This is a genomic window from Paenarthrobacter sp. NPDC089322, assembly GCF_040684895.1.
Classification (GTDB): Bacteria; Actinomycetota; Actinomycetes; order Actinomycetales; family Micrococcaceae; genus Arthrobacter.
Window position 1 is genome coordinate 68,271 of sequence record NZ_JBFBGW010000018.1, and the last position, 23,248, is coordinate 91,518.

The 23,248-nt window shown below is 64.0% G+C and carries 17 protein-coding genes; 12 read left to right on the plus strand and 5 right to left on the minus strand.

What is annotated here, in order from left to right:
• Positions 1–248 precede the first annotated feature (248 nt).
• Genes AB0N65_RS16475 through AB0N65_RS16485 form a run of 3 tightly spaced genes read left to right on the plus strand, consistent with a single transcriptional unit; the run spans position 249 to position 5,936 of the window.
• Complete coding sequence (locus AB0N65_RS16475; protein WP_364163864.1) at positions 249–794, plus strand: WhiB family transcriptional regulator; 546 nt, start codon at positions 249–251, stop codon at positions 792–794.
• Positions 794–4,255 carry a glycosyltransferase gene (locus AB0N65_RS16480; RefSeq protein ID WP_364163937.1) on the plus strand — a complete coding sequence of 1,154 codons (3,462 nt, stop codon included), beginning with the start codon at positions 794–796 and terminating at the stop codon, positions 4,253–4,255. The genes AB0N65_RS16475 and AB0N65_RS16480 overlap by 1 nt, the downstream gene beginning before the upstream one ends.
• Positions 4,248–5,936, plus strand: a complete 1,689-nt coding sequence (locus AB0N65_RS16485) for a DUF5719 family protein (RefSeq protein ID WP_364163867.1) — start codon at positions 4,248–4,250, stop codon at positions 5,934–5,936. Before AB0N65_RS16480 ends, AB0N65_RS16485 begins: the two co-directional genes overlap by 8 nt.
• Positions 5,937–5,959: 23 nt before the next feature.
• Here AB0N65_RS16485 and AB0N65_RS16490 read toward each other — a convergent pair whose 3' ends face one another.
• Complete coding sequence (locus tag AB0N65_RS16490) at positions 5,960–6,478, minus strand: metallopeptidase family protein (protein WP_364163870.1); 519 nt, start codon at positions 6,476–6,478, stop codon at positions 5,960–5,962.
• 120 nt (positions 6,479–6,598) lie between these two features.
• Between AB0N65_RS16490 and AB0N65_RS16495 the strand changes: the two genes are divergently transcribed.
• From AB0N65_RS16495 to AB0N65_RS16515, 5 genes are all read left to right on the plus strand, one after another.
• Positions 6,599–6,997, plus strand: coding sequence for a DUF3499 domain-containing protein (locus AB0N65_RS16495; RefSeq protein ID WP_364163873.1), 399 nt, complete (start codon positions 6,599–6,601; stop codon positions 6,995–6,997).
• Positions 6,998–7,141: 144 nt separating this feature from the next.
• Positions 7,142–7,360 carry a Trm112 family protein gene (locus AB0N65_RS16500; protein ID WP_364163876.1) on the plus strand — a complete coding sequence of 73 codons (219 nt, stop codon included), beginning with the start codon at positions 7,142–7,144 and terminating at the stop codon, positions 7,358–7,360.
• Positions 7,361–7,406: 46 nt separating this feature from the next.
• Positions 7,407–8,885 carry an adenosylhomocysteinase gene (gene ahcY, locus AB0N65_RS16505; protein WP_364163878.1) on the plus strand — a complete coding sequence of 493 codons (1,479 nt, stop codon included), beginning with the start codon at positions 7,407–7,409 and terminating at the stop codon, positions 8,883–8,885.
• A 117-nt stretch (positions 8,886–9,002) separates the two neighbouring features.
• Positions 9,003–10,223, plus strand: coding sequence for an Ig-like domain-containing protein (locus tag AB0N65_RS16510; protein WP_364163881.1), 1,221 nt, complete (start codon positions 9,003–9,005; stop codon positions 10,221–10,223).
• Positions 10,224–10,470: 247 nt separating this feature from the next.
• Positions 10,471–11,079, plus strand: a complete 609-nt coding sequence (locus tag AB0N65_RS16515; protein WP_364163883.1) for a pentapeptide repeat-containing protein — start codon at positions 10,471–10,473, stop codon at positions 11,077–11,079.
• Between the two features lie 18 nt (positions 11,080–11,097).
• On the opposite strand, the gene AB0N65_RS16520 is transcribed toward AB0N65_RS16515, so the two are convergent.
• A complete protein-coding gene (locus AB0N65_RS16520; protein WP_364163886.1) occupies positions 11,098–11,904 on the minus strand; it encodes an RDD family protein in 807 nt (268 codons plus the stop codon).
• A gap of 114 nt (positions 11,905–12,018) precedes the next feature.
• Between AB0N65_RS16520 and AB0N65_RS16525 the strand changes: the two genes are divergently transcribed.
• Entirely contained in the window at positions 12,019–13,014 is a 996-nt protein-coding gene (locus AB0N65_RS16525; RefSeq protein ID WP_364163889.1) for a stage II sporulation protein M, read from the plus strand.
• Between the two features lie 140 nt (positions 13,015–13,154).
• Positions 13,155–14,300 carry a TIGR01906 family membrane protein gene (locus AB0N65_RS16530; RefSeq protein WP_364163892.1) on the plus strand — a complete coding sequence of 382 codons (1,146 nt, stop codon included), beginning with the start codon at positions 13,155–13,157 and terminating at the stop codon, positions 14,298–14,300.
• 20 nt (positions 14,301–14,320) lie between these two features.
• Here AB0N65_RS16530 and AB0N65_RS16535 read toward each other — a convergent pair whose 3' ends face one another.
• A complete protein-coding gene (locus AB0N65_RS16535; RefSeq protein WP_364163894.1) occupies positions 14,321–16,153 on the minus strand; it encodes an AMP-dependent synthetase/ligase in 1,833 nt (610 codons plus the stop codon).
• Between the two features lie 45 nt (positions 16,154–16,198).
• On the minus strand, positions 16,199–18,001 hold the full coding sequence (locus AB0N65_RS16540; RefSeq protein ID WP_364163897.1) for a phospholipid carrier-dependent glycosyltransferase: 1,803 nt from the start codon (positions 17,999–18,001) through the stop codon (positions 16,199–16,201).
• 130 nt (positions 18,002–18,131) lie between these two features.
• On the opposite strand from AB0N65_RS16540, the gene rsmI reads away from it, so the two are divergent.
• Both rsmI and AB0N65_RS16550 read left to right on the plus strand, forming a co-directional pair.
• Complete coding sequence (gene rsmI, locus AB0N65_RS16545; RefSeq protein ID WP_364163940.1) at positions 18,132–18,983, plus strand: 16S rRNA (cytidine(1402)-2'-O)-methyltransferase; 852 nt, start codon at positions 18,132–18,134, stop codon at positions 18,981–18,983.
• A gap of 180 nt (positions 18,984–19,163) precedes the next feature.
• Positions 19,164–20,645, plus strand: coding sequence for an NAD-dependent succinate-semialdehyde dehydrogenase (locus AB0N65_RS16550; RefSeq protein WP_364163900.1), 1,482 nt, complete (start codon positions 19,164–19,166; stop codon positions 20,643–20,645).
• A 115-nt stretch (positions 20,646–20,760) separates the two neighbouring features.
• Here the strand turns inward: AB0N65_RS16550 and AB0N65_RS16555 are convergent, their stop codons facing one another.
• Positions 20,761–23,133 carry a DUF3488 and transglutaminase-like domain-containing protein gene (locus AB0N65_RS16555; protein ID WP_364163942.1) on the minus strand — a complete coding sequence of 791 codons (2,373 nt, stop codon included), beginning with the start codon at positions 23,131–23,133 and terminating at the stop codon, positions 20,761–20,763.
• Between the last annotated feature and the right edge of the window lie 115 nt (positions 23,134–23,248).

Consider the following 23,248-nt stretch of genomic DNA (forward strand, 5'->3'; position numbering starts at 1 on the left):
GGAGATGTTTACCCAACTGATGCCGGACTTCCGTTTAGCGTGCGACGCGCCCGGCGCTGCGGCAGAAATTGTTGGGCGTGGCGCATCCCACGTTTCTACAGATTCTTGATTATTATCCCCGCGCGGCTTGACTGGCGGGTAGTTACACGCGTGTAATTAGTAATCAAACGCCGCTGCATAGATGACCGGAGCAACACCGGGCGTCGGAAATACATCCAGGCAGCAGCTGCAAAATCAGGAGGGACGCCATGGGGCAAGCGTTGCGTATCCAGGAAGATGCAGTCGTCGCAGAACATGCGTCGGTGAAGTACCGTTCGAGGGAAGTACCAGGAGATTGGTACGTGGACCCTGCGGATCCGGAAGCGGCAGACCGATACAACCAGAATGTGCAGGAATCATTGGAAGACCAGGCGACTGCTCTTCTCGCAGCACATGAGGCTTTGATCGGGGACCTGCCCGCCGGGCCGGACGACGACGTAGACGACCCTCCCATGGAGTTGCGCCGTCCCCTTGAATCCCCGGGGCAACCCGTGTGGATCGGCCTCCCGAGCCAGGGAGACTTCGACGACGAAGGCGAACTCGGCTGGCAAACTGACGCCTTGTGCGCCCAGACCGATCCCGAAGCGTTCTTCCCGGAAAAAGGTGGATCAACGCGGGACGCCAAGAAGGTCTGCGGAGCGTGCAACGTCCGCTCGCAATGCTTGGAGTATGCCCTCGCCAACGATGAGCGCTTTGGTATCTGGGGCGGACTTTCGGAGCGCGAACGTCGTCGGCTGAGGAAGCGAGCGGTCTAATTCTTAAGGAAGTACACGTCACCGCCGTCGTGGTTGCCCACGACGGCGGGGACTATTTGCCCAGGACATTGGCGGCATTGTCGGACCAGACGCGTTCGGCAGATGCCGCCATTGGCATTGATACAGGATCCGGGGACAACTCCCTTGATTTGCTCCGTGAGGCGTTGGGACCAGAGAACGTCACCACGTTCCGGCAGCCAAAGACCGGTTTTGGTGCTGCCGTGCAGGCGGGATTGTCGGAGCTTGCACCTGGCGGGACCAAGAGCGTCGACGCTGGCGACACTGGAACAGTCGAATGGATCTGGCTCCTGCACGATGACGCAGCTCCCGCACCTGATGCGCTGGCGGAGCTCCTCCATGCAGTCGAGCGAACCACGTCCGTAACCGTTGCCGGATGCAAGCAACTAGGCTGGGATCACGAGCGGCGACTGGTGGATGTAGGGCTCTCCACGAGCCGTTGGGCAGAACGCCTGACCCTCATCGATGCCGATGAGGTGGACCAAGGGCAATACGATGCCCGCTCCGATACCTTTGCCGTGAACTCTGCCGGCATGCTGATTCGACGGGACATCTGGGAGCAACTCCAGGGCTTCGACCCCGCACTTCCGGCAAGCGGCGATGACGTCGATTTCTGCTGGCGCAACTGGCTTGCGGGAAACCGTGTGGTGGTGGTGCCGGGCGCCCGGATGTTCCACGTGGAGCACCGGCCCCACGGGCTCGGGACGTCCTCGGCAGCGCGCAAAGCGCAGATCCATATGCGCCTAAAGCACACGCCGTGGTGGAACCTCCCGTTCCAGGCCGTGGGTGCCTTGCTGGGTTCCCTCGTTCGGCTTGTCCTTAGCATTCTGGTCAAGGAACCCGGCTACGGATTCTCCCAGTTCGCTGCCACTATCGCCGCTTTGGCCCGGCCGCTGGCAGTGATGCGGGGACGACGCACGGCGGCACGGACACGGACAGTGCCTCGATCACTGGTTCGTGGGCTGCAGACCTCATCCCGGGAAGTTCGGGCAAGCCGGCGCTCCCTGCTCGAAGCAATCCGCCCCAGCGAGGAAAGTTCCGCGGCTTCCGATCTCCTGGCGCCGGAACCCAGCGGCGACGCGGCCGATGACTTCGCGGCGCTTGCCACGAACGAGCGTGGATGGGTGGGGACGGGAGCTGTCGCGGCAGCGCTCATCGCGCTGGCTGCTGCGCTGGTTGGACTCATGGGCCTCCTGCGCGAAGGGGCAGTTGCCGGCGGTGGCCTCCTTCCCCTCTCCGCGTCACCCGCGGACATTTGGGCAAATGCCGCCACGTGGTGGATTCCGTTGGGGGCAGGACTCCCGGGACACGGGGATCCTTTCGGCTACGTTTTGTGGGCAATCTCGCTGTTCGGCGGGGGAGACGGTAACGCAGCCGTAGTGTGGCTCCTCATCCTGGCCATGCCCCTATCCGGACTCGCGGCCTGGTTTGCTGCCGGCGCCTTGACTACCAGGCGGCGTTTCCGGACGGTGGCCGCTTTGGCGTGGTCCGGAGCGCCCGCGCTGCTGGTTTCCATCAATGAGGGCCGGCTCGGTGCTTTGGTGGCACATGTTCTCATGCCGTTGCTCCTGCTGGCACTGATGCGTGCGTCGGGATCCGCCATTGGACAACCGCACCCGGGTATCCACCGACACTCCCGTTCCAGCGACACCCTTATGCGTCGGCCGGCACCTGCCTTGGGAAAGCCCGGCATCAATGGCACTCCATCCTGGACTGCGGCAGCCGCAGCAGGGCTGGCAATGGCGGCAATTACCGCGTCGGCGCCGTTGCTCCTTGGCCCGATCACCGTGGCGATTGTCCTTGCCGCTGTGGTTCTTGGCCACCGCGGTAAGACTCTGTGGTGGTCGCTGCTGCCAAGTGCCGCCCTCTTCATCCCTTACGGGATTTCCGTGCTGGACCGTCCGCGCTCTCTGTTGGCTGATCCCGGGCTTCCTCTCAACTTCGAAGCGGCGCCGTTGTGGCAGCAGCTTCTGGGCCAGCCGGTCAAGTTTGACCTCGGCGGCGGGCTCACCGGTTTGGCGCTGTTCGGGCCAGGTGCCATGCCTTGGGCCCTGCTGCTCGCGATGCTGGTGAGCGTACCGGTACTTCTCCTCGCGATGGTTGCCTTGTTCCTTCCAGGTAAGCGTGCAGCAGCCGTCCGGGTGTTCTGGCTGGTGGCGCTGGCGACCCTTGCAAGCAGTTGGCTGGTGGGCCACGTGGCCACGGGCGTGAACAACAACGTCATGGTGGGGCCGTTTACCGGTCCTGCTGTGTCGGCATCCTGGCTGCTGCTCCTCGGTGCGGCCTTACTCGGCGCGGACAAGATGTTCGGCGCCGACAACATGTTCGGCGCCGACAGGATCTTCAGTGCCACCCGTCCTGTTCCGGATGCGCCGCGGTGGAAGCGGCCGCTGCGACGGGCGGCCTCGGGCATCGTTCTGGCGCTTTTGGTGGCGGGCCCGTTGGCCGGCATGGGTGCCTGGGCAGCGCAAAACGTCCTGCAACCCTCCTCCGCGGCCGCGTTGACCCCGGAGACGCCCGAAACGGTTCCCGCGGACGACGGAACCGTCCCCACGGAAGACGGCTCGTCACTAGGCGTTCTCCGCAAGGTCTGGCCGGTAGGCAACGGCACTTTGCCGGCCACCGCCGTCGACCGCGGCGTGGGACCCGAGCGAACGCGAACGCTGGTCATCACAAGCGGTGAGCAGGGCGCGTTCACGTCCTCGCTGATGCGCGGCGCCGGTACCACGCTGGACAGTCTTTCCACCGTAGCGTCGGCGCGGAACATTATTGGCGCTCCCGGCCGCGAGGAAGTCGCCGCGGATGACGCCGCAACTGCGGCTCTGCGGAGGGCTGTTGCCACCATCGTGGCGAGCACGGGCGTGGACCCACGCGAAGACCTGGAACAGCTCGGTGCGGGCTTCATCGTCCTCAAAGCCGCTGACAATGCAGCGCAGTTGACGGCCAGCAGGATCGACGCCGTTCCGGGACTCGTTGCTGTTGGACAGACCGACGCCGGATGGCTCTGGCGTGTCACGCCACGCGGACAGTCTGCCGAAACAGCGGCAGACTCAGCCCACCGCGTGCGGGTTGTCGATGCCCAAGGGGCCACCATTGGTGCCTTGCCTTCCGAAGACATCACGGTAGCCGCTGACGTGCCCCCGGGCGAGGACGGAAGGCTTGTTGTCCTGGCCGAAAGGTCCGATCCCGGCTGGGAAGCGTGGATGGATGGTCGCCCGTTGAAGCCGACCACGTCGGACTGGGCGCAGGCTTTCGAACTCCCGGCAAGCGGCGGCAGCTTGGAAATCCGCTACAGCAACCCCTGGGGCCTGTTCTTCGGAATAGCTCAGGCAGTGGTGTTCGCTCTGACAGCCCTGCTGGCAATCCCGATACCCGCCCGACGCTCGCGAACCGGCATGTCGAGGGACGAAGTTTCCCTCCGTAAGGAGTACAGCAGTGTCTGACGACCAGAAAAACGAGGTCGACGCAGCCCAGGAGCCGGGGACGCCCCGTTCGGGTTCCAGCAGTTCTCCCCGGGTTTCCGGCAGGAAATCCAGCGGGTCCAACAAATCCGGTGCCAATAAAGGGGTTGTCACAGGAGTTTTGTCGGCAGTAGTCATCCTTGCTGCAGGTGGGGGTGCCGTCGCGGCGGCGTCCATGGTGCCCGAGCCGTCCGGGGGGACCGCATTGGACCTCCGGGAAGCCGATGTGCCCGCCGGACGCTCCCTTGGCGTGTGTCCCGAACCCGCCCGGCTTGTCGATGGAACGGAGTTGGGCACGGACGCCGCATTCAGCCCGGTTTCCACGACAGCGTCGAGCGCGCTCAATGCCGTGGTGCTGAGCAACCCCGCGGGCACCATCCCGGGCACACGCATCATGACATTGGCTGGGGATACCGTGTCCGAAATTGCAAAGACGCCCACAAGCACGCCTTCACCCACTGCCGGGCCTCCAGTCCTCGCGGCAGGCGCGGCGTCCATCAGCCCTGTTACTGCTCCCATCGTGGTGGGGGCGGAACCGGTCGGAAACGAGCAGGCTTCGCTTGCTGCAAGCCTCAGCTATTCGGCCACGGACGGTGACCTTCGCGGGATCGCCGCCGCTCCCTGCCAACAGCCCGGGAACGATGCCTGGCTCTTGGGCGCAAACACGGCCCTGGGCAGGACCGCGGTCCTTAATCTCAGCAATGCTTCCGAAACGCCGGCCACGGTGAATCTGGATCTCTTCGGTGAACAAGGCCAGATCCAGGCGCCCGGCGCCCGAGGCCTCCTGGTAGCGCCCGGCACCACCCGCTCCGTGAATCTCGCCGGCCTGGCCCCTGGTGAGTCCCACCTGGCGGTTCATGTCCGCAGCACGGGTGGTCCCGTGGCCGGTACCATCCAGCAGAGCGTGCTGCGGGGGTTGGTCCCGGGCGGCGTCGACTTCCTTTCCCCGGGGACCGGACCGTCGAATCTCCAGGTGATGTCCGGCGTCGAGATCCAAGACCCTGCCGCTGTCAAGGCGCTCGGCGGCAAGAGCGGCTTTGCCGATGCCGTTCCGGCGCTCCACATAGCTGTGCCTGGTTCCACGGATGCCGTTGTGCGGGTGCGGTTGTACGGCGCCAACGGTGAGCGTCAGATCCCCAACGGGGGAGTAGTGACAGTCAAGGGTGGTTCCGTGGCCACCCTCGATCTGGAGGGGGTTCCCGCCGGGAGCTACACCGTGAGCGCGAGCTCTGATGTTTCATTCGTGGCATCCACGAGGGTTGTCCGGGGGACCAAGGCAGAGGACGCTACGGACTTCGCATGGTCGCCATCGTCAGCGCGGCTTGGAAGCCAACACTTGGTGTCGGTACCCCGTAACGGACAACGGTTCTTCAGCTTTGGCGTGCCGGACGGGCGCGCAACTGTCAGCTACGCACCGGTGACCGCCGACGGCAAGGTTGGAAAGTCCGTGGACGTGGATATTTCCGGCGGCACGACGTCATTGATAGAGCTACCGGCGAAGACTGGTGACGCGGCGGTGGCAGGCTTCGTTGTGTCGGCATCCGGGGACCCGGTATACGGTGCGCTGTTCCTTGGAACGCAAGACCGCAATGACGTCTCCGTGCTGGCCATCCAGGACGCAGCCGCGGGCCTTGAGAAGGTTCCGGTGACTGTGGGGTATTAGGCCCTGCCCGTCAGGGACGCGGCTTACTGGTAGCGGCGCCGGTACACCGGATCAAGCGTCTCCGGCGGGACGCCCAGCATTTCGGCCGTGTACTCGACCACGACGTCGTGAACCAGGTCCTGGAGTTCTTCCCGCGTTCCGGCCGTCTGCTCCACCACGCGTCGGTACACAGTGATCATCGGTGCTTCGCCGCGGCCGCCGGCGGTGTAGGAGCCCATGGGTGCCCCGCCACCGGCAGCAACCAACTGCTCCAGATCCGGCGGGATTTCATCGACGGCGAACAGAACGCCATCCAGTTGCTTGCCCCACATGTCCTGCAGCCGCTCAGCGGAGTCCAGAACCATGTCATCAAAACGCTCCGAGCGCGTCCGGAAGCCAGGAAGGCTGGGGAGCATGAGTTCTCCCCGCAGTCCACGCCCATGACGGTTGCGCCGACGCCGTCGGAAACCGCGGACACCCGCCGATGCGTGTGCCTTCCCCTGATCACCCTCGGCGTCAGTCCACCGGACAGTGAAGCCGGGAACATGTGGCTGTGACTGCATATATCGACTTTAGTCCCGAGGAACCGCCAACGCGATATCAGCGCGTTCACCACGCCGTGGCCCGTGGCGGGGCGCTTTAAGAACGGGCCACGGGCGTCCAATGCGCAGAGTGGCGGTCAAATGGCGCTAATCTGGGGTGTTGTGGGTGCTATTCGTCAATGCTCAAGATCTGCCTGCCGCCAATCTGCGGTGGCCACTTTGACGTACGTGTACGCCGACTCCACAGCTGTTCTTGGCCCACTAGCCACCTATGCGGAACCGCATGCTTATGACCTCTGCGCCCAGCACGCAGAGACCCTCACAGTGCCCCGTGGCTGGGAGGTCCTGCGCCTCGCGATGCCGGCCACTCCACCCGAGCCGGGGCCGGATGATTTGCTGGCCCTCGCTAACGCCGTCCGGGAAGCGGCATCGGCCGCTGCGGAGACCCCTGCACGGGCAAGCCGTCCGCAGGTGGAAGCACCCGCTGTGCTTGAAGGCACCCGCCGCGGCCACCTGCGGATCCTCCGCGAACCTTCTTAGCACCATCCGGCGGTCGAGGTTCCGACTCGGCGGCCCGTACGCAAACGTCGTCGGCTCCTTGGGGGATCGCCCGCGCGGTAGGCTTGGATCTGCCGATTAGTCCGCCAGCGGCACCACTCCGGTGCCACCCAGGGAGCATCATTCATGCCAAAGGTCAGTCCTGAACTGTTGTCCATCCTGCGCTGCCCCGTCACGGGCTCGCCGCTGGTCCAGGAGGGCGATGAGCTGGTTTCCACAGCTGCCGCCGAAAACGGTGAGAAGGTCCGTTACGAGATCGAGGACGGCATCCCCCTGCTCCTGCCGCCGGAATTACGCGCAGCCGCCCAGGCCGCATCTTCCGGACAGCACGACGCCAAAGCCTGACGTATTCCAGACAGCAATACCCGCACGGTACCCCCTAAGGACTTTCATGACTTTCGATTACAAAGTGGCTGACATCTCCCTGGCCGAGGCCGGCCGCCACCAGATCCGTCTCGCAGAGCACGAAATGCCGGGCCTCATGTCGCTGCGAGCAGAGTTCGGTGCCGCCCAGCCGCTCAAAGGTGCCCGTATTGCCGGTTCGCTGCATATGACGGTCCAGACGGCCGTCCTCATCGAAACCCTCACCGCCCTCGGCGCGGAGGTTCGTTGGGCCTCGTGCAACATCTTCTCCACGCAGGACGAAGCCGCTGCCGCTGTGGTTGTCGGCAAGGGCACCCCCGAAGACCCGCAAGGTGTTCCGGTTTTTGCGTGGAAGGGCGAAACCCTTGAGGAATACTGGTGGACCGCCGAGCAGATCCTCACGTGGCCCGGAGCGGACACCAACCCGGAGCTGGGCCCCAACATGATTCTCGACGACGGCGGCGACGCCACCCTGCTGCTGCACAAGGGCGTCGAGTTCGAAGCAGCCGGCGCCGTCCCGGCACCGACCGAGGAGGACCCCGAGGAATACGTCCTGATCCTGGACCTGCTCCGCCGGACGCTTGCAGCGGATCCGCAGAAGTGGACACGGCTGGCAGCAAAGATCCAGGGTGTGACCGAGGAAACCACCACGGGCGTGCACAGGCTTTACCAGTTGGCCGAGCAAGGCAAGCTGCTGTTCCCGGCCATCAACGTCAATGACTCCGTCACCAAGAGCAAGTTCGACAACAAGTACGGTATCCGGCATTCGCTCCCGGACGGCATCAACCGGGCGACGGACGTCCTCATGGGCGGCAAGGTCGCCGTCGTATGTGGCTATGGCGACGTCGGCAAGGGCGCCGCGGAAGCGCTGCGGGGCCAAGGTTCCCGCGTGGTCGTGACCGAGATCGACCCCATCTGCGCACTGCAGGCCGCCATGGACGGCTACCAGGTTGCCAAGCTCGAGTCCGTGCTCGCCCAAGGCGACATCTTCATCACGACCACTGGCAACAAGGACGTCATCATGGCCGAGCACATGCTGGGCATGAAGAACAAGGCGATTGTTGGGAACATCGGCCACTTCGACAACGAGATCGACATGGCCGGCCTTGCCAAGGTTGCAGGCGTCAAGAAGGTGGAGATCAAGCCGCAGGTCCACGAGTGGGTCTTCGATGAAGGGACGGACAACGAGCGCTCCATCATCGTGCTGTCCGAAGGCAGGCTCCTGAACCTGGGCAACGCAACCGGCCACCCGTCGTTCGTCATGAGCAACTCGTTCGCCAACCAGACCATCGCGCAGATCGAACTCTGGACCAAGAGGGACCAGCCGGCCGGCGAGCGTGAATACCAGAAGCAGGTTTACGTCCTTCCCAAGATCCTTGACGAAAAGGTGGCGCGCCTGCACCTGGACGCGCTGGGCGTGGAGCTGACTGAACTGAGCAAGGACCAGGCTGACTACCTTGACCTGGATGTCGCAGGACCCTACAAGCCGGAGCACTACCGCTACTAGGCCACCTGCTGCTTAAGGATTCTCACCGACAGGCCGGACACGTCACCAGCGTGGCCGGCCTGTCGGCTAGAATTGGATGTTCAGAATTGCTTGCCGGGGGACAGGAAGACGGAAACCATGACGGAAGTCGCCAAACGGAAAACGGGCAAGGTCCTTGCGATTGTGGGGATCTGTGCCGCTATTGCCGTGGGCGGAATTGGCGTAGCTACCGCTCCCGGATGGCTTTCCGGATTCAGCCAGGATGCCGTGGGTACGGCCCAACCAACTCCGACGCCGGAAGCCAAGCCCGTTGAACTCGGTGTCACGCCGCTGGACGGCGCCGTGGAGTGGAACCCCGTGGTGGGCCCGCAGATCAAGGCAGTCAACGGCAAGATCAAAGACGTTGTGCTGGCACCCACCGGCGGCGGCGCTCCTGTGCAGGGCAAGACCAGCGCAGATGGAAGCACATGGACCACCCTTGAGGTCTTGAAGTTCAAAACCAAGTACAGCTATTCCTTCACCGTGGTGGACACGGCAGGCAAGGAAACCAAGAAGACCCAGACGTTCACCACTGTTTCCGCCGCTTACGAAGCCGACGCTTCCATCTACCCCCGTAACGGCACAGTGGCAGGTTCCGGCCAGCCGATCGAGATCAACTTCAGTGAGCCGGTGCTGGACAAGGCCGCCATGGAAAAGCGTGTTGCCATCACTGTGTCATCGGGCCAGCCCGTCGCCTGGCACTGGTATTCGGACAAGAAGGTCCGCATCCGACCCGAAACCTTCTGGGCCTCCGGTACCACTGTCACGGTTGACATGAAGCTCCTGGGCGTCAATTTCGGCAATAACATGATCGGCAACGGCGACGTCGTGTCCACGTTCACCACCGGCCCCCAGCGGGTGGCCGTGGTGGACGACAACACCAAGACCATGAACGTCTACACCGATGGCCAGTTGGTCTACACAGCGCCCGTTTCCCTCGGTGGGGAAGACTGGCTGTCGCCCACCGGATATGCCGTGATCATGGAGCAGGAACGGCACTCCAACTTCAATGCCGGGACCATTGGCTTGAAGCCGGGGGACAAGGGCTACTACCCGCCGCTCGTTGTCGAGTACGCAAACCGATTGACCTGGTCCGGCGTTTACGTCCACCAGGCACTTGAAGCCGCATGGAGTTCCATTGGCGTGGCCAACGTCTCCCACGGCTGTGTTGGCCTGCTGCCCAAGGATGCTGCCTGGTTCTTCAACAACATGAAAACCGGCGACGTCGTGCAAATCCTGAACACTGGCGCACCGGCCGTTGAACCGCTCGAGGGCTTCGGGGACTGGAACATTCCCTGGGCCAGCTACGCCCAGCGGTAGCCCGCTCCTAAGAGCGCCGCAGTCACTCGTGACTCTTTCACCACACCTTCGCCCGGACTGCGGCAACTGCTTTGCCCTTTGTTGTACCGCCTTGGGCTTCATCCGATCGGCTGACTTCGCCATCGACAAACCGGCCGCTTCGGCGTGCCCCAATATGGCAGGCGACTTTTCCTGCACCATCCATCAAAGGTTGCGTCCCCGCGGATTTAGCGGATGCACGGTCTTTGACTGTTTCGGAGCGGGCCAAGTGGTCTCGCAACGCATTTTCGCCGGCGTCAGTTGGTCGCAGGACCCGTCATCGCAGGACGCCATGTTCGCGGTCTTCAGAATCGTCCGGCAACTCCACGAAATGTTGTGGTACCTGGACGAAGCCAAGCGGCGCACCCGGGACTCCGCGCTGGCAAGCGATGCCGTCCTGCTTTCTTCCGCTGTAGAGGCCGCGACGCACGGTGACGTGACAGCGGTCCTGGCTGCCGACGTCGAACGCCTGCACGGCGAGGTGCGCGCCCTGCTGATGGAAGTGAGTGAGGAAGTGCGGGCTTCGTACGGGGCTGAGGGCCGCCATGGGCTCGACGACGGTCTCCGCCCGGGTGCCGACCTCATGGGAGCCCGGCTCGCGAACCGTCGACTCTGCGGCGCGGACCTCCGCGGGGCTTACCTGATCGGTGCGAACCTCGAAGGAAGCGACCTCACAGCAGTCGATGTGCTCGGTGCCGATCTGCGGAACGCCCGCCTTCACGACGCCGACCTGTCCTGCTCGCTCTACCTCACCCAGCCGCAAATAAACTCCGCGCAGGGCTCCGGCGGAACGCTGCTGCCCGAGCGCTTGGCAACCCCGGCCCATTGGATCGGCTGATCGTTCCAGGAGGCCGGATTAGGTTGAACGGCTGAACGGCAACCGGCTAAGCCTCTCGCCGACAGTCGAGTTGCGCTGTTCGGCTTGCCTCAAGCGGTTGAGTTCGCGGTTCCTCCGTTCGCCGAGGACCGCCCCGATGTAGTCGTCGGGGCGGGTCCCCGGGGGCGGAGGAGGGGCAACGTAGTGGGCCAGTTCGGTGGCCAGGGCCGTAGCCATCCGTGTTCGGGAGGCCGGGGCCATCAGGTAGGCCTGTTGGACAAATGTTCCGGCCCGGCGCGCGGTTGCGTCTGGAACCCGGCCGATGTCCGCCATCGAAACCCATGCCTGGAGATAAGGCGGTGCCCCGGGGAGGATGCGCGGTTCCGACGGCACGCGCTGGCGGAGCGAGTAGGTGCCTGCAACGACGTCGCCCAGGCGCTTGGACCGGTCATTGAACAAAGCGACGGCGATGGCCAGACCGCCAAAAGTCAGGTAAATCTCGAGGAAACCAAGGAGCCCGCGGATCACGGCATGGCGGAACCGGATGGAGCCGCCGTCGTCGCGCACAATCCGCAGGCCGGTGGCGAGTTTGCCCAGTGAACGGCCGCGGGTCAGGGTCTCCACTGTTACGGGCACGATCACGAAGGAAAAGACGACGCTGGACAATATCAGGGCTTGCACGGCTGCTTCGTCGAGGTCACGCGAGGCCATGCTGATCAGGATAATGAGCAGGATCAGCAGGATGATGTGGGCGATGACGTCCAGGATAAGCCCAAGAGCGCGGGCAGCGAACGACGCAGGCCGCAGTTCCAGGACCACTGCCTCTCCGGTAATGATTGAACTCAAGTCCGCCCCCGTAGTTCCGCACTGCGGCGGACCGCATCACGCGCCCGCATGATCGAGTCTAGCTGCGGTCGACGATCCTGTGCCGCGGTCCTTCCCAGCGGTTAGGGTGGTGCCGTGGACATTGACGCGTTTTCGGCTGTGCACGGCGACAAATGGGCGCGCCTTTCTTTCCTGGCGCACAAACGGCGGCTCACCGGGGAAGAAGCGGATGAATTGTTGCGCCTGTACCAGACCGCGTCGGCGCATTTGTCCCTCATCCGCTCGGTAGCGCCGGAAACAGCACTATCGTCGTCGCTCTCCGCAGCCCTTGCACAAGCGCGTACCAGGTTCACGGGGGCGCGGTCGAACTTCATGGAAGACCTTGCGCGCTTCTTCGTCATCGCTTTGCCCGCGGCGTTTTACCGGATCCGTTGGTTGACGGTGTGGTGTGGCATCTTCTTCGTGCTCGTCGGAGCCGGGTACGCGTTCTGGATCGGGACGTCACCCGAAGCTTTGCGGGCCGTCATGGGAAGTGACGAGAGCGTGCGACGGTACATCGAGGAAGACTTCATCGACTACTACTCGGAGAATCCGGCGGCGTCGTTCGCGGGGGCGGTCTGGACCAACAACGCATGGATTTCCGCCCAGGCAGTGGCCTTCGGCATCACAGGCTTCTGGGTGCCCATGATCCTCTTCCTGAATGCCCAAAACGCCGGTGCAGCTGCCGGGGCCTTCGCGGCGACCGGCAAGTTGGATGTCTTCTTCAGCTACATCCTTCCCCATGGCCTCATGGAACTGACGGCAGTGTTCATTGCCTGTGCCGCCGGTCTACAGATTTTCTGGGCGATGGTCCGGCCCGGTCCCAGGACACGGTTGCAGGCGGTGGCCGATGAGGGCCGTTCCCTCATTACGGTTGCCCTTGGCCTGGTCCTGGTTCTACTCATCTCAGGCGTAGTCGAGGCTTTTGTCACCCCCAGCCTGCTGCCTGTGTGGGCAAAAATCACCATCGGGGCCTTGGTCCTGGCTGCCTACTGGACTTACACCCTGGTTCTTGGGCGGCGGGCGTCCCGCTCGGGTGCCACAGGTGATTTGGACAGTCACGACGCCGGATATCGCGGCATTGCTGCCTAGCACCTTACAGTTACGTTTCAATCCGGCTCCAGGCGGGGTGGCTCCGCGTGTCTACCCGAAGCCGGACTGTAGGCTCGAATGCAGACAAGTGAGCCGGCAGCATGCAAGGGCCGGTGGATGCCTACGGAAGTGAAACCGCTGTGAGCGACAAGAGCCCAAAACCGCAGGAACCGGAGACGGACGTCCATGACGACCCCGATGAACCGGCCTTCGACTGGATGAAGCCCCGGACATCCGGCGGATCGTCAGCGGCATCTGCTCCTGCCGGTGCGTCTTCACCTTCCAGCGATTCGGATACTTCCGCTCCTATCCAGCCCGAGAGCCGGGCGGACCGCAAGGCCGCCGAGGCTGCGGATGCAGAGCCTGAACCGCCGCTGTTCGCTGATGCTTCGGCCAGCAACCCTTTGGCCAGCAACCCTTCCTCAGGCCAGCCTGCACACTACTCGGAACCGCTTCCGACGTCAGCCCTTCAGGTCCGCCCGCCCGAAGACGAGGTAGCCAGGCGCAACGCAGAGCGTGAGCAGGCCGCGAAGGTCAAGCCCATTGGCCCCCGGATTTTCCAGGTCCTGCTGGCTGTCTTCTACCCGGTCATCCTCTTGGTGCTGGCGGTCAGGGCTGTAACCAGCCCATTGTTCCTTTGGGTGGAATACAACCGGCCAGGGTTCCCGGGCGACGGCTACGGTTTCAGCACGGACGATCGTATGACCTATGGCTCCTACGCGGTGGACTACCTCAGTAACTGGTCCGGTCCCCGGTACCTCGGCGGGCTGGTCCACGAGGATGGTGCCAAGCTGTTCAAGGACACTGAAGTTTCGCACATGGCCGACGTGAAGCTTGTCATCCTGTCCTCGTTCGGCGCAGGCCTTCTGCTTATCATCCTCAGCATCATCGCCATCCTCTATCTGCGCAAGCGCAGCCAGGGCGGCGTGCGGCGCGGCCTCTTTGCGGGTTCCATCGTTACCTTGGTGATCATCATCGGCCTTGCCGTCCTGGCAGTCCTGAGCTGGCAGACGTTCTTTACGGAGTTCCACCGCATCTTCTTCGCCAGCGGCACGTGGACGTTCTCGCTGGAGGACACGCTTATCCGACTTTTCCCGGGCCAGTTCTGGGTGGACGCAGGTATCGTGATCGGCGCTCTCGTGTTCCTGGCAGCCACGGTGACATTCATTCTCACCTGGCCGACGCGTCGTCGCCGCGGTGCCGGTGCTAAGTCGTCTGCCGTCGACGACAGCGAAAAAGAAGAGTCGTTTGAGGACACTCCTGAAGATGAGGCTGTTCGTCGATAAGAAGGGTGGCGGTGCGCGGTTCAGCGCTCGTAAAGCCTGTCCACGATTCCGGAAAAGTCATTCACCACTGCGGCGCGCTTGAGTTTGAGCGACGGCGTCAGGTGCCCGGATTCAACACTGAGTTCGGCCTTGATAAAGGTGAACTTCTTGATCGACTCGGCCGCGGATACCAGTTTGTTGGCTTCGTCCACGGCGGATTGGACCGCTGCCCGCACGCGCTGATCCGACACTGCGTCATCGGGGGAGAGGTCCTCGACCTTGTGTTCGGCACACCAATCGGCAAGGCCTTCACGGTCGATTGAAATCAACGCCGCAACGAACGGCCTGCCATCGCCAACGACCACGGCCTGTCCCACCAGTTGGTGTTCACGCAGCTTTTCCTCCAAGGGGCCAGGGGCAACGTTCTTGCCGCCGGCCGTGACCAGAAGGTCCTTCTTGCGCCCGGTGATGGTCAGGAACCCGTCTTCGTCGAGTTCACCGAGGTCCCCTGTGCGGAAGAAACCGTCCACGAACGCCTCAGCGTTGGCAGCCTCGTTGCTGTGGTACCCCTTGAACACGCCGATGCCCTTGACCAGGACTTCGCCGTCCGGTGCTACCCGGATGGTGGTGCCGGGGAGCGGAATCCCGACGGTCCCGATCCGCGACATCGTTGGCGTGTTCACCGTGCACGGTGCGGTGGTTTCAGTCAAGCCGTAGCCCTCCAGGACAGGAACACCTGCGCCGTGGAAGAAGTGGTTCTCGCGCAGGCTGAGCGCGCTCGCGCCTGACACGGTGTAGCGCACGGCGCCCCCGAATACTTCGCGCACCTTAGGGTAGAGGAGCTTGTTGAATGCTTTGTGCTTCACGCCCAGCAGCCAACCCGGACCGTGCCCCTCGCCCCGCGCAGCGAGGTCCACCGCCGTCGAATACTCGACGGCGGTGGCAGACGCCGCCGCGAAGAGCGCAGACTTTCCCGCCATGGCGGCCTTGTGGCCGGCACCGGCGTAGACCTTCTCGAAAACGCGGGGCACAGCAAGGAGGAAGGTCGGTTTGAAGACGCCCAAATCCGCCATGAGTCCGTTCGCTCCGGCGCTGTGCCCCAAGGTGACCCCGGCGGTGAGGCAGACTACCTGAACGGCCCTCGCCAGCACGTGCGCCAATGGCAGGAACATCAAAGTCCTGGCGCCATGCTGCATCAGAAGCTCGGGGAGGAACGGAATGACATTCCGCGCGACGAGCACGAAGTTCCCGTGCGTGATCTCGCAGCCTTTGGGCTTGCCCGTGGTCCCGGACGTGTAGACGATCGATGCGACATCGGACAGTTGGGCCGTAGTGCGTTGACGTTCCAGTTCAGCATCGGTGATGCCGCTTCCGACGGCGGCGAGGCTGCTGAGGTTCGGAGCCTCACCTTCATGTTCCATCTTGATTATTGCCACCGGATCGTCGCCCAAGACAGTGGACCTGTCCACAAGGCCATGAACCATGGCCGCTTTGGCAGCGTCGTCGACGAAGATGCGTCGGGCCCCCGAATCCAGGAGGATCCACTCGATCTGCCCGGCAGATGAGGTCTCGTAGATAGGCACGGTAACGCCCCCGGCCAGCCAAATGGCGAAGTCCACCAACGTCCACTCGTAGCTTGACGGGGCAAGGACAGCAACGGGATCACCGGGGTTCAAACCGCCGGCAATCAACCCCTTCGCCAAGGCCTGGACGTCTGCGAGGAAGCGGGAAGCGGGGACGTTGAGCCAGCCGTTGGGTGTTTTGTGGGCGAACAGAATCCCGAAGGGGTCCTTGCGGCACCGTTCCAGGAGGAGGTCCGTCACATTGCTGTTCTCGTCGGCCTCGACCAGGAGCTCCGTGCTTGCTTCCCTCACTACCGCGTCACTTCCTTTGAAATTCCTAACCCTGCGCTGTCCAGCCTAGATCCAGGACGGCATCCACATCCGCATCCGCCACTCCTGGTAGCTGACCACCTCGGCCGTCAGGACCGGGTAGAAGTAGGCCGTTGCGAGGACAGCCAGGACCATGACCAAGGCCAGCATGTAGAGTCCGGATCGTCGCCGCCACGGCGGGTCGCTGCTGCGTCCCAGGGTGAGCCCCAGGACATACGTCAATGCCAGGACCAGGAACGGTGCAAAAGACACGGCGTAGAAGATGAACATGGTGCGTTCCGGGTACATGAACCAGGGAAGGTACCCGGCAGCGACACCTGCAAGGATGGCGCCGGCTCGCCAATCCCGGCGGCCTGCCCACCAGAACAACAGCACGACGAGTGCGATGGCGCCGCCCCACCACACTATGGGGTTGCCGACAGGGAGGATGGCTGAGGAGCAGGTTTCGGCAACGCAGCCGGGAGTCCCCGGCTTGGGGGATTGGTAGTAGAAGACGGTTGGCCGGCCCATCACGAGCCAGGTCCAAGGGCTGGACTCGTAAGGATGGTCCGAACTGAGGCCCTGATGGAACTTGTACGCTTCCAAGTGGTAGTGGGCCAGGGAGCGTACGGAGTTGGGCAACCAGTCCAGGCCCGGGGCGGGGTTGGTGGCAGCCCACTGGCGGTAGTAGGCGTCCTTGGACAGGAACCACCCGGTCCACGTGGCAACGTATGTGGCAGCGGCGGTGGGAATGATGGTCAGGAAAGCCGGGAGACCGTCCTTGAGGACCCCGGCACTGGGCCAGCTGCGGATACCGGCAATTCTGCGGGCGTTGATATCCCAGAAAACCGCCATCAGGCCGAAGGCAGCCACGAAGAACAAAGCGGACCATTTGGTGCCGACGGCCAATCCCAGGCACACGCCCGCTACCAGTCGCCACCAGCGCATGCCGAGCCATGGCCCGGCCAACAGTTGCCCGGGTGTAGGGCGGCCCCCGGGTGAAGCAGCCGCTTGGGCGGCGAGCCTTGAAGCCAGACGTCGGCGGCCGTCGTCGCGATCCAACAACAACGCACCGAAGGCGGCAAGGATCCAGAAAGCCAGGAAGATGTCCAAAAGGGACGTCCTGGACAACACGATGTGGTGGCCGTCGATGGCGAGGAGGAGCCCGGCAACCGCGCCAAGCGTGTGGGAGCGGAAGAGCTTCAACGCAATCAACGAAACAAGGAAAACCGTCAGCGTTCCGGTCAATGCGGCACCGAAGCGCCAACCAAAGGGATTGTCCGATCCGAACAGCCACATGCCGAAGGCGATCATCCACTTACCTACGGGCGGATGGACCACATATTCGGGGCTGTTGAGCAGGATGTCCGGGTTGCCGGCGTTGAACGAGTCGTTCGCCTTGTCCGGCCAACTGCGCTCGTAACCGCTCACCAGATAGGAGTATGCGTCCTTGACGTAGTACGTCTCGTCGAAGACCAGGCTGTGAGGCGTCTCCAGGCGGAAGAACCTGAGGATACCGCCGATGACCGCGGTGATGGCAGGGACCAGCCAGAACCACAACCGCAACGAGGCCGGGTAGTCCCGCCAGCTATGGATCCCACCGATCAGGCGCTTCACCAGGGCTTCCTTGGAGAAGGCTTCCGCAGGCCGTTCAATCCAACGGTGGCGTTCGAGTCCTCGTCCAGGGAGGGGATAGCTGTCGCCCTCGTCCTCTACGCGCGGCGGCAGCGTACGCGGGGTTGGGATGGTCACGGTTTCATCGTCTCCGGCAGCTTCACCGTCGACTCCCGCAGGCAGCGCAGAGTCCACGGGGGTTCCTGGCGCTGCGGTGGGAACGGGAGACTGGTTCACCCGCCCATGCTACCTTTCCATCCTTGCTGCGGCGCTGAAGTGCGCGCGGCATTAGGCTTGGCAGGTGGATGAACAATACGGCACCCCGGACGAGGCCCTCCTTGATGAGGACGGCGACGCAACTGAAGCGGTGCGCAACGCAACGCCCGGAACGGGCAGGATCGTGCTCGCGGCAACTCCCATCGGCAACGTCGGAGATGCGTCCTCGCGCCTGGTGGAGCTTCTGGCTACGTCCGACATCATTGCGGCCGAGGACACCCGCCGCTTGCACCGGCTGGTCCAGTCCTTGGGGGTGGAGGTGTCAGGACGAGTAATCAGCTACCACGAGCACAACGAAGTAGCCAAGACGGGCGAACTCCTGGATCACGTCCGCGCCGGCAAGACCATCCTGATGGTGAGCGACGCCGGGATGCCCGCAGTCTCGGACCCCGGCTTTCGTCTGGTTGAAGGTGCAGTGGCCGCAGGGTTGACTGTGACTGCCGTTCCGGGTCCTTCCGCTGTGCTGACTGCATTGGCGTTGTCCGGGTTGCCCACGGACCGCTTTACCTTCGAGGGTTTCCTGCCGCGCAAGTCAGGGGAACGGAATTCCCGCCTGGCTGAATTGGTGGAGGAGCGCCGGACCATGGTGTTCTTCGAAGCTCCGCACCGCCTCGAAGTGATGCTCCGGGCATTGCATGAGCGTTTCGGGGCGGAACGCCGGGTGGCTGTGTGCCGTGAACTGACCAAGACGTACGAGGAAGTCATCCGGGGGACACTGCGGGAACTTCTGGAGTGGGCGGAAACCAACGAAGTTCGCGGCGAAATAGCCGTGGTGGTGGGTGGTGCTCCGGCCCAGGCACCCGCCAAACCTGAAGACCATGTTGCAGCCGTCAACGAGCTGGTTTCGCAGGGCATTCGGCTGAAGGAGGCCGTGGCGGCCGTAGCCGATGACGCCCGCATCAGTAAGCGCGAGCTGTATTCCGCCGTTCTGGCCGCCCGCTGACCACTCGAAACTTCTTGGCTTAGCCCCTGTGCAGCTGCACAATTTGCGGAGCCGATGGCAGTGCGCACAGGCGTAGACACTGATTCTTGCCGGGCAGTACCGTGGCAGTAATTCAAGCCACTTCTGGCAAGGAACCCTAGTGGTGCAACACTCCAAAGCACCCCAGACGAAGGAGTCGCCATGACTGTCACGGTTGAGCGCGAAAGCGAACTGCTGGCTTCCGTACCCACCGGCCTGCTGATCAACGGTCAGTGGCGTCCCGCGGGATCCGGTAAAACTTTTGATGTTGAGGACCCGGCCACCGGCAAGGTCCTGCTCAGCATCTCCGACGCCGGCGCCGAAGACGGCGCAGCGGCCTTGGATGCTGCCGCCGCTGCGCAGGCTGACTGGGCACGCACCGCCCCACGTGAACGCGGTGAAATCCTGCGGCGGGCTTTCGAGCTGGTGACCGAGCGCGCCGAAGACTTTGCCCTGCTCATGACCCTGGAAATGGGCAAGCCCCTGGCTGAAGCCCGCGGCGAGGTCACGTACGGTGCAGAGTTCCTGCGCTGGTTCTCCGAAGAAGCCGTCCGTGTCTCGGGCCGCTACTCCGCAGCCCCGGACGGCAAGAACCGCCTGCTCGTGCAGAAGAAGCCGGTTGGTCCCTGCCTGCTGATCACCCCGTGGAACTTCCCGCTTGCGATGGCCACCCGCAAGGTAGCCCCGGCTGTCGCTGCCGGTTGCACCATGGTCCTCAAGCCCGCCAACCTGACCCCGCTGACCAGCCTGCTGTTTGCCCAGGTGATGCAGGAAGCAGGCCTCCCGGCCGGCGTCCTGAACGTCATCCAGACCTCCACCGCGGGTGCGGTGACCGGTCCGCTGATCAAGGATGACCGCCTGCGCAAGATCTCCTTCACCGGCTCCACCCCGGTGGGCCAGGCCCTCATCCGAGAAGCTGCGGACAAGGTCCTGCGCACCTCTATGGAACTTGGCGGCAACGCGCCGTTCGTCGTGTTCGAAGACGCCGACCTGGACAAGGCCGTCGAAGGCGCTCTCGCAGCCAAGATGCGCAACATGGGCGAGGCCTGCACCGCCGCCAACCGCTTCATTGTGCATGAGTCCATCGCTGATGAGTTCGCGCAGAAGTTCGCCGCGAAGATCGGTTCCCTCACCACCGCCCGCGGCACCGAGCCCGAGTCCAAGGTTGGCCCGTTGATCGACGGAAAGGCACGCGACGGCGTCCACTCCTTGGTTACCGACGCCGTGGCAGGAGGCGCCACAGCGGTCACCGGTGGTGCCGCCGTCGACGGTCCCGGGTACTTCTACCAGCCCACCGTCCTCAAGAACGTGGCGGAGGATTCGCGGATCCTGAAGGAAGAAATCTTCGGACCCGTGGCCCCGATCGTGACGTTCTCCTCGGAGGACGACGCCATCCGCCTGGCCAACAACACCGAATACGGCCTGGTGGCCTACGTCTTCACCAAGGACCTCAACCGCGGCCTGCGCGTCAGCGAAAAGCTTGAGACCGGCATGCTCGGCCTCAACGCCGGCGTCATCTCCAACGCGGCGGCACCCTTCGGTGGCGTCAAGCAGTCCGGACTGGGCCGTGAAGGCGGCTCAGAAGGCATCGAAGAGTACCTCTACACCCAGTACGTAGGTATCGCGGACCCGTACGCCGACTAGGCTCCGCTGGACCCATCACCGCTCTCGCAACAAGAACGGTTGATACAAGCAAGGGCCCGGCGCCGGAATCACAAGTTCCGGCGCCGGGCCCTTCGCTGTTGCGCAGCGCGGGCTGCTAGCGGCGCTGCGGGAGGAAGCCTCGGATTGCCCTGCCGGACCGTACGGCAGCCTGCCCGACGTTGCGGCCCAGCGTGCCCACCGCGCGGAACGGGGCACCGAGGGCGTGGAACCAGCGGCGCATCAGCGACGGCGGCACCCAGGTAGCGCGGAAACGGGCCCACCAGCCGGCGTTGTTCCGCAACGATTCACGGACGACGGCGATTCTCGCCGCAGCTGACGACGCCGCACCTGCCGGGCGACCATAACGTTGCCGTTCGAAGTCGGAGGTGAGGGAAACCACCGCGGTGTGGGCGCCGTCGTCGAGTCCTCCCGCCTCACCCAATACAGCACTGGAACGAAGCCGGGCGGAAAAGTTCCGCGGCGTTTCACTGGGCGCGGAAGGGACCCCGAAGTCGGTGGCGAGGTCCTGCAGTTCGGCCCACGCGAGCGAGGCAGGAGCATCGCGGTCCCCGGGAGGCGGTGCCCCCTCGGGCGGCTCTTTACGGTTCAGGCGGCTGCGGCGCAGCACGGACCTGCTGATCCGTGGCGAGCCAAGGAAAGCAGCCAGAAGCAACACGGCGGCTGCCGAGGCAAGGATGCCCGGAAGGGGGTTGCTTTCCGTGGAACCGGCGCCGGGAGTGCCGGGGACCGGAACGGGAGCAACGCTTGGAGCCGGAGTTGCAGCGGTGCTGGGCACCTCTTTCTCGTCCGCGTTGGTGCTGAGGTTGCCTGCCACGGAAGCTTCGGAGGCGTACTCCGGCACGAAGCCGCGCGATGGCGTCGGCTCGAACGGAACCCATCCCAACCCCTCAAAGTACAGCTCGGGCCAGGCATGGGCGTCGCGGGCGTCCACCTCGTACTCGGGGAAGGAACCCTGCCCGACCAAGGCCACCGTTTCACCCGTGAGACGGCCGGGTGCGTAACCCACCGCGATGCGGCTCGGAATGCCCTCCACCCGGGCCATGACTGCCATTGCCGACGAGAAATGCACGCAATAGCCGCTCTTGACCGCCAGGAAATCGGCAAGGACGGAGAGGCCGTTCCCGTCGTACCCGTTCTGAACCGGGGCCTGAAGCGAGTACGTGAATTCGCTGGACCGCAGGTACTTCTGGATGGCCAGTGCCTTGGCATAATTGCTGCCCGCCGAAGCTGTGACGGCGTCCGCCGTCTCCCGCACGATGCCTGGAAGGTTTGCCGGGATCCGCAGGAAGTCGCCGGAAATGGACCGGGCCGGCGCCGTGGCCTGGGACAATGATTGTGCCGTGACCTTCGGCGTGGCCGAGAAGACCACGTAGCGCTGTGCGAGCGTGCTTGTCTCCTTGCTCATGATGCTGAGGGTGGCAGGATCCCAGGTCCAGCGTCCGTTGAGCCCGTTCACGGACACGGGAGCATAAGGCGTGGGCAAGTAGGGGCTGGTGAAGAGTCCTGCGTTGATCGACGTCACCGCGTTGACGACTTCGCCTTGCAGGTCGTACCCCGTCTCGATCCTGTCGGCACCGGTGCGGCGCGTGGCCGAGCGGTCGTCCGGCGCCCAGGTTTCGCCGTCGAAATGCTCGACGGTGACGGACCTCAGGTAGGTGGGTGAGCTGGAACTCGTCGCATACGTGATGCGACCGGCGCCCGTGGGACTCCGCAGGCTGTTGCCCAGGGTGATCATCGGGTTGAGCCCGTTGGAGGTTCCCCACGGCGACAGCCTGGAGCCCTGCGGAAAAGTGCCCGTTTCAAAACCCGGAATCGCCAGAGGCACAACCAACGCCAGTCCCAGCGTCAGCGCCCCCGTCACCAGGGAACGCCTGAACTGACCTGAACTTCGGGGTGCTCCGGACTGCAACCTGGAATCGGGTGCGAACCACTGGCTGCAGCCAAGTATCAGGAGGAAGCCGACCACCGCCCCGATGAACCCCGCGATGCCGACACTCTGCGGCTTGATGGTGGCCGGGACCACCATCACAGCCAAGAGACCGATCCCGCTGGCCGCAGGCATGGAAAGTGGTACAGCCAACGCATCGATCAGGACTACCAAGAGTCCCAAGCAAGCGCATGCCACGAACACGATCCCGGTATTGGGGGCCACCGGCGCGCTCTCGGATACAACTGTCTCAGCGGCGCGTTTGATGTGGCGCCCCACCGCCTCGAACGTCCCGGACGTGGGAATGAAACCCAGGAAGCTGTCCTGCCGGCAGAAAGTAAAGCTCAGTATCCCAACCAGCGAAGCCAAGGCGCCCAACGTGGCGAGGAGCGGCTGGACCCGGAGGGATCGCAGGATAGCCAAGGCCAATGCCACGACGACCACCGTTGTGATCAGGGGCATGAACCAGGCCCAACCCCTGAAAACCCCATTGAGCGACAAGGCTGGGCCAAGCACGGCAACCGCCACGGAACCGGCCATGGCCCACGGATAGAGGCCGGGACCCTGGCGCTCCCGACGCGACGGCGCTCCCGGATGACCCGTCTGTGGACCGGGCCGGGTTCCGCCCGACGGATACCCTTGGGGGCCTGGACCG

What these genes read in the sequence shown, in the direction of transcription:
- AB0N65_RS16475 (WP_364163864.1), top strand. Translation starts at nt 249, where the DNA reads ATGGGGCAAGCGTTGCGTATCCAGGAAGATGCAGTCGTCGCAGAACAT.
- AB0N65_RS16490 (WP_364163870.1), bottom strand. Translation starts at nt 6,478, where the DNA reads ATGCAGTCACAGCCACATGTTCCCGGCTTCACTGTCCGGTGGACTGAC.
- AB0N65_RS16495 (WP_364163873.1), top strand. Translation starts at nt 6,599, where the DNA reads ATGGCGCTAATCTGGGGTGTTGTGGGTGCTATTCGTCAATGCTCAAGA.
- AB0N65_RS16500 (WP_364163876.1), top strand. Translation starts at nt 7,142, where the DNA reads ATGCCAAAGGTCAGTCCTGAACTGTTGTCCATCCTGCGCTGCCCCGTC.
- ahcY (WP_364163878.1), top strand. Translation starts at nt 7,407, where the DNA reads ATGACTTTCGATTACAAAGTGGCTGACATCTCCCTGGCCGAGGCCGGC.
- AB0N65_RS16510 (WP_364163881.1), top strand. Translation starts at nt 9,003, where the DNA reads ATGACGGAAGTCGCCAAACGGAAAACGGGCAAGGTCCTTGCGATTGTG.
- AB0N65_RS16550 (WP_364163900.1), top strand. Translation starts at nt 19,164, where the DNA reads ATGACTGTCACGGTTGAGCGCGAAAGCGAACTGCTGGCTTCCGTACCC.
- AB0N65_RS16555 (WP_364163942.1), bottom strand. Translation starts at nt 23,133, where the DNA reads ATGGCCGGTTCCGTGGCGGTTGCCGTGCTTGGCCCAGCCTTGTCGCTC.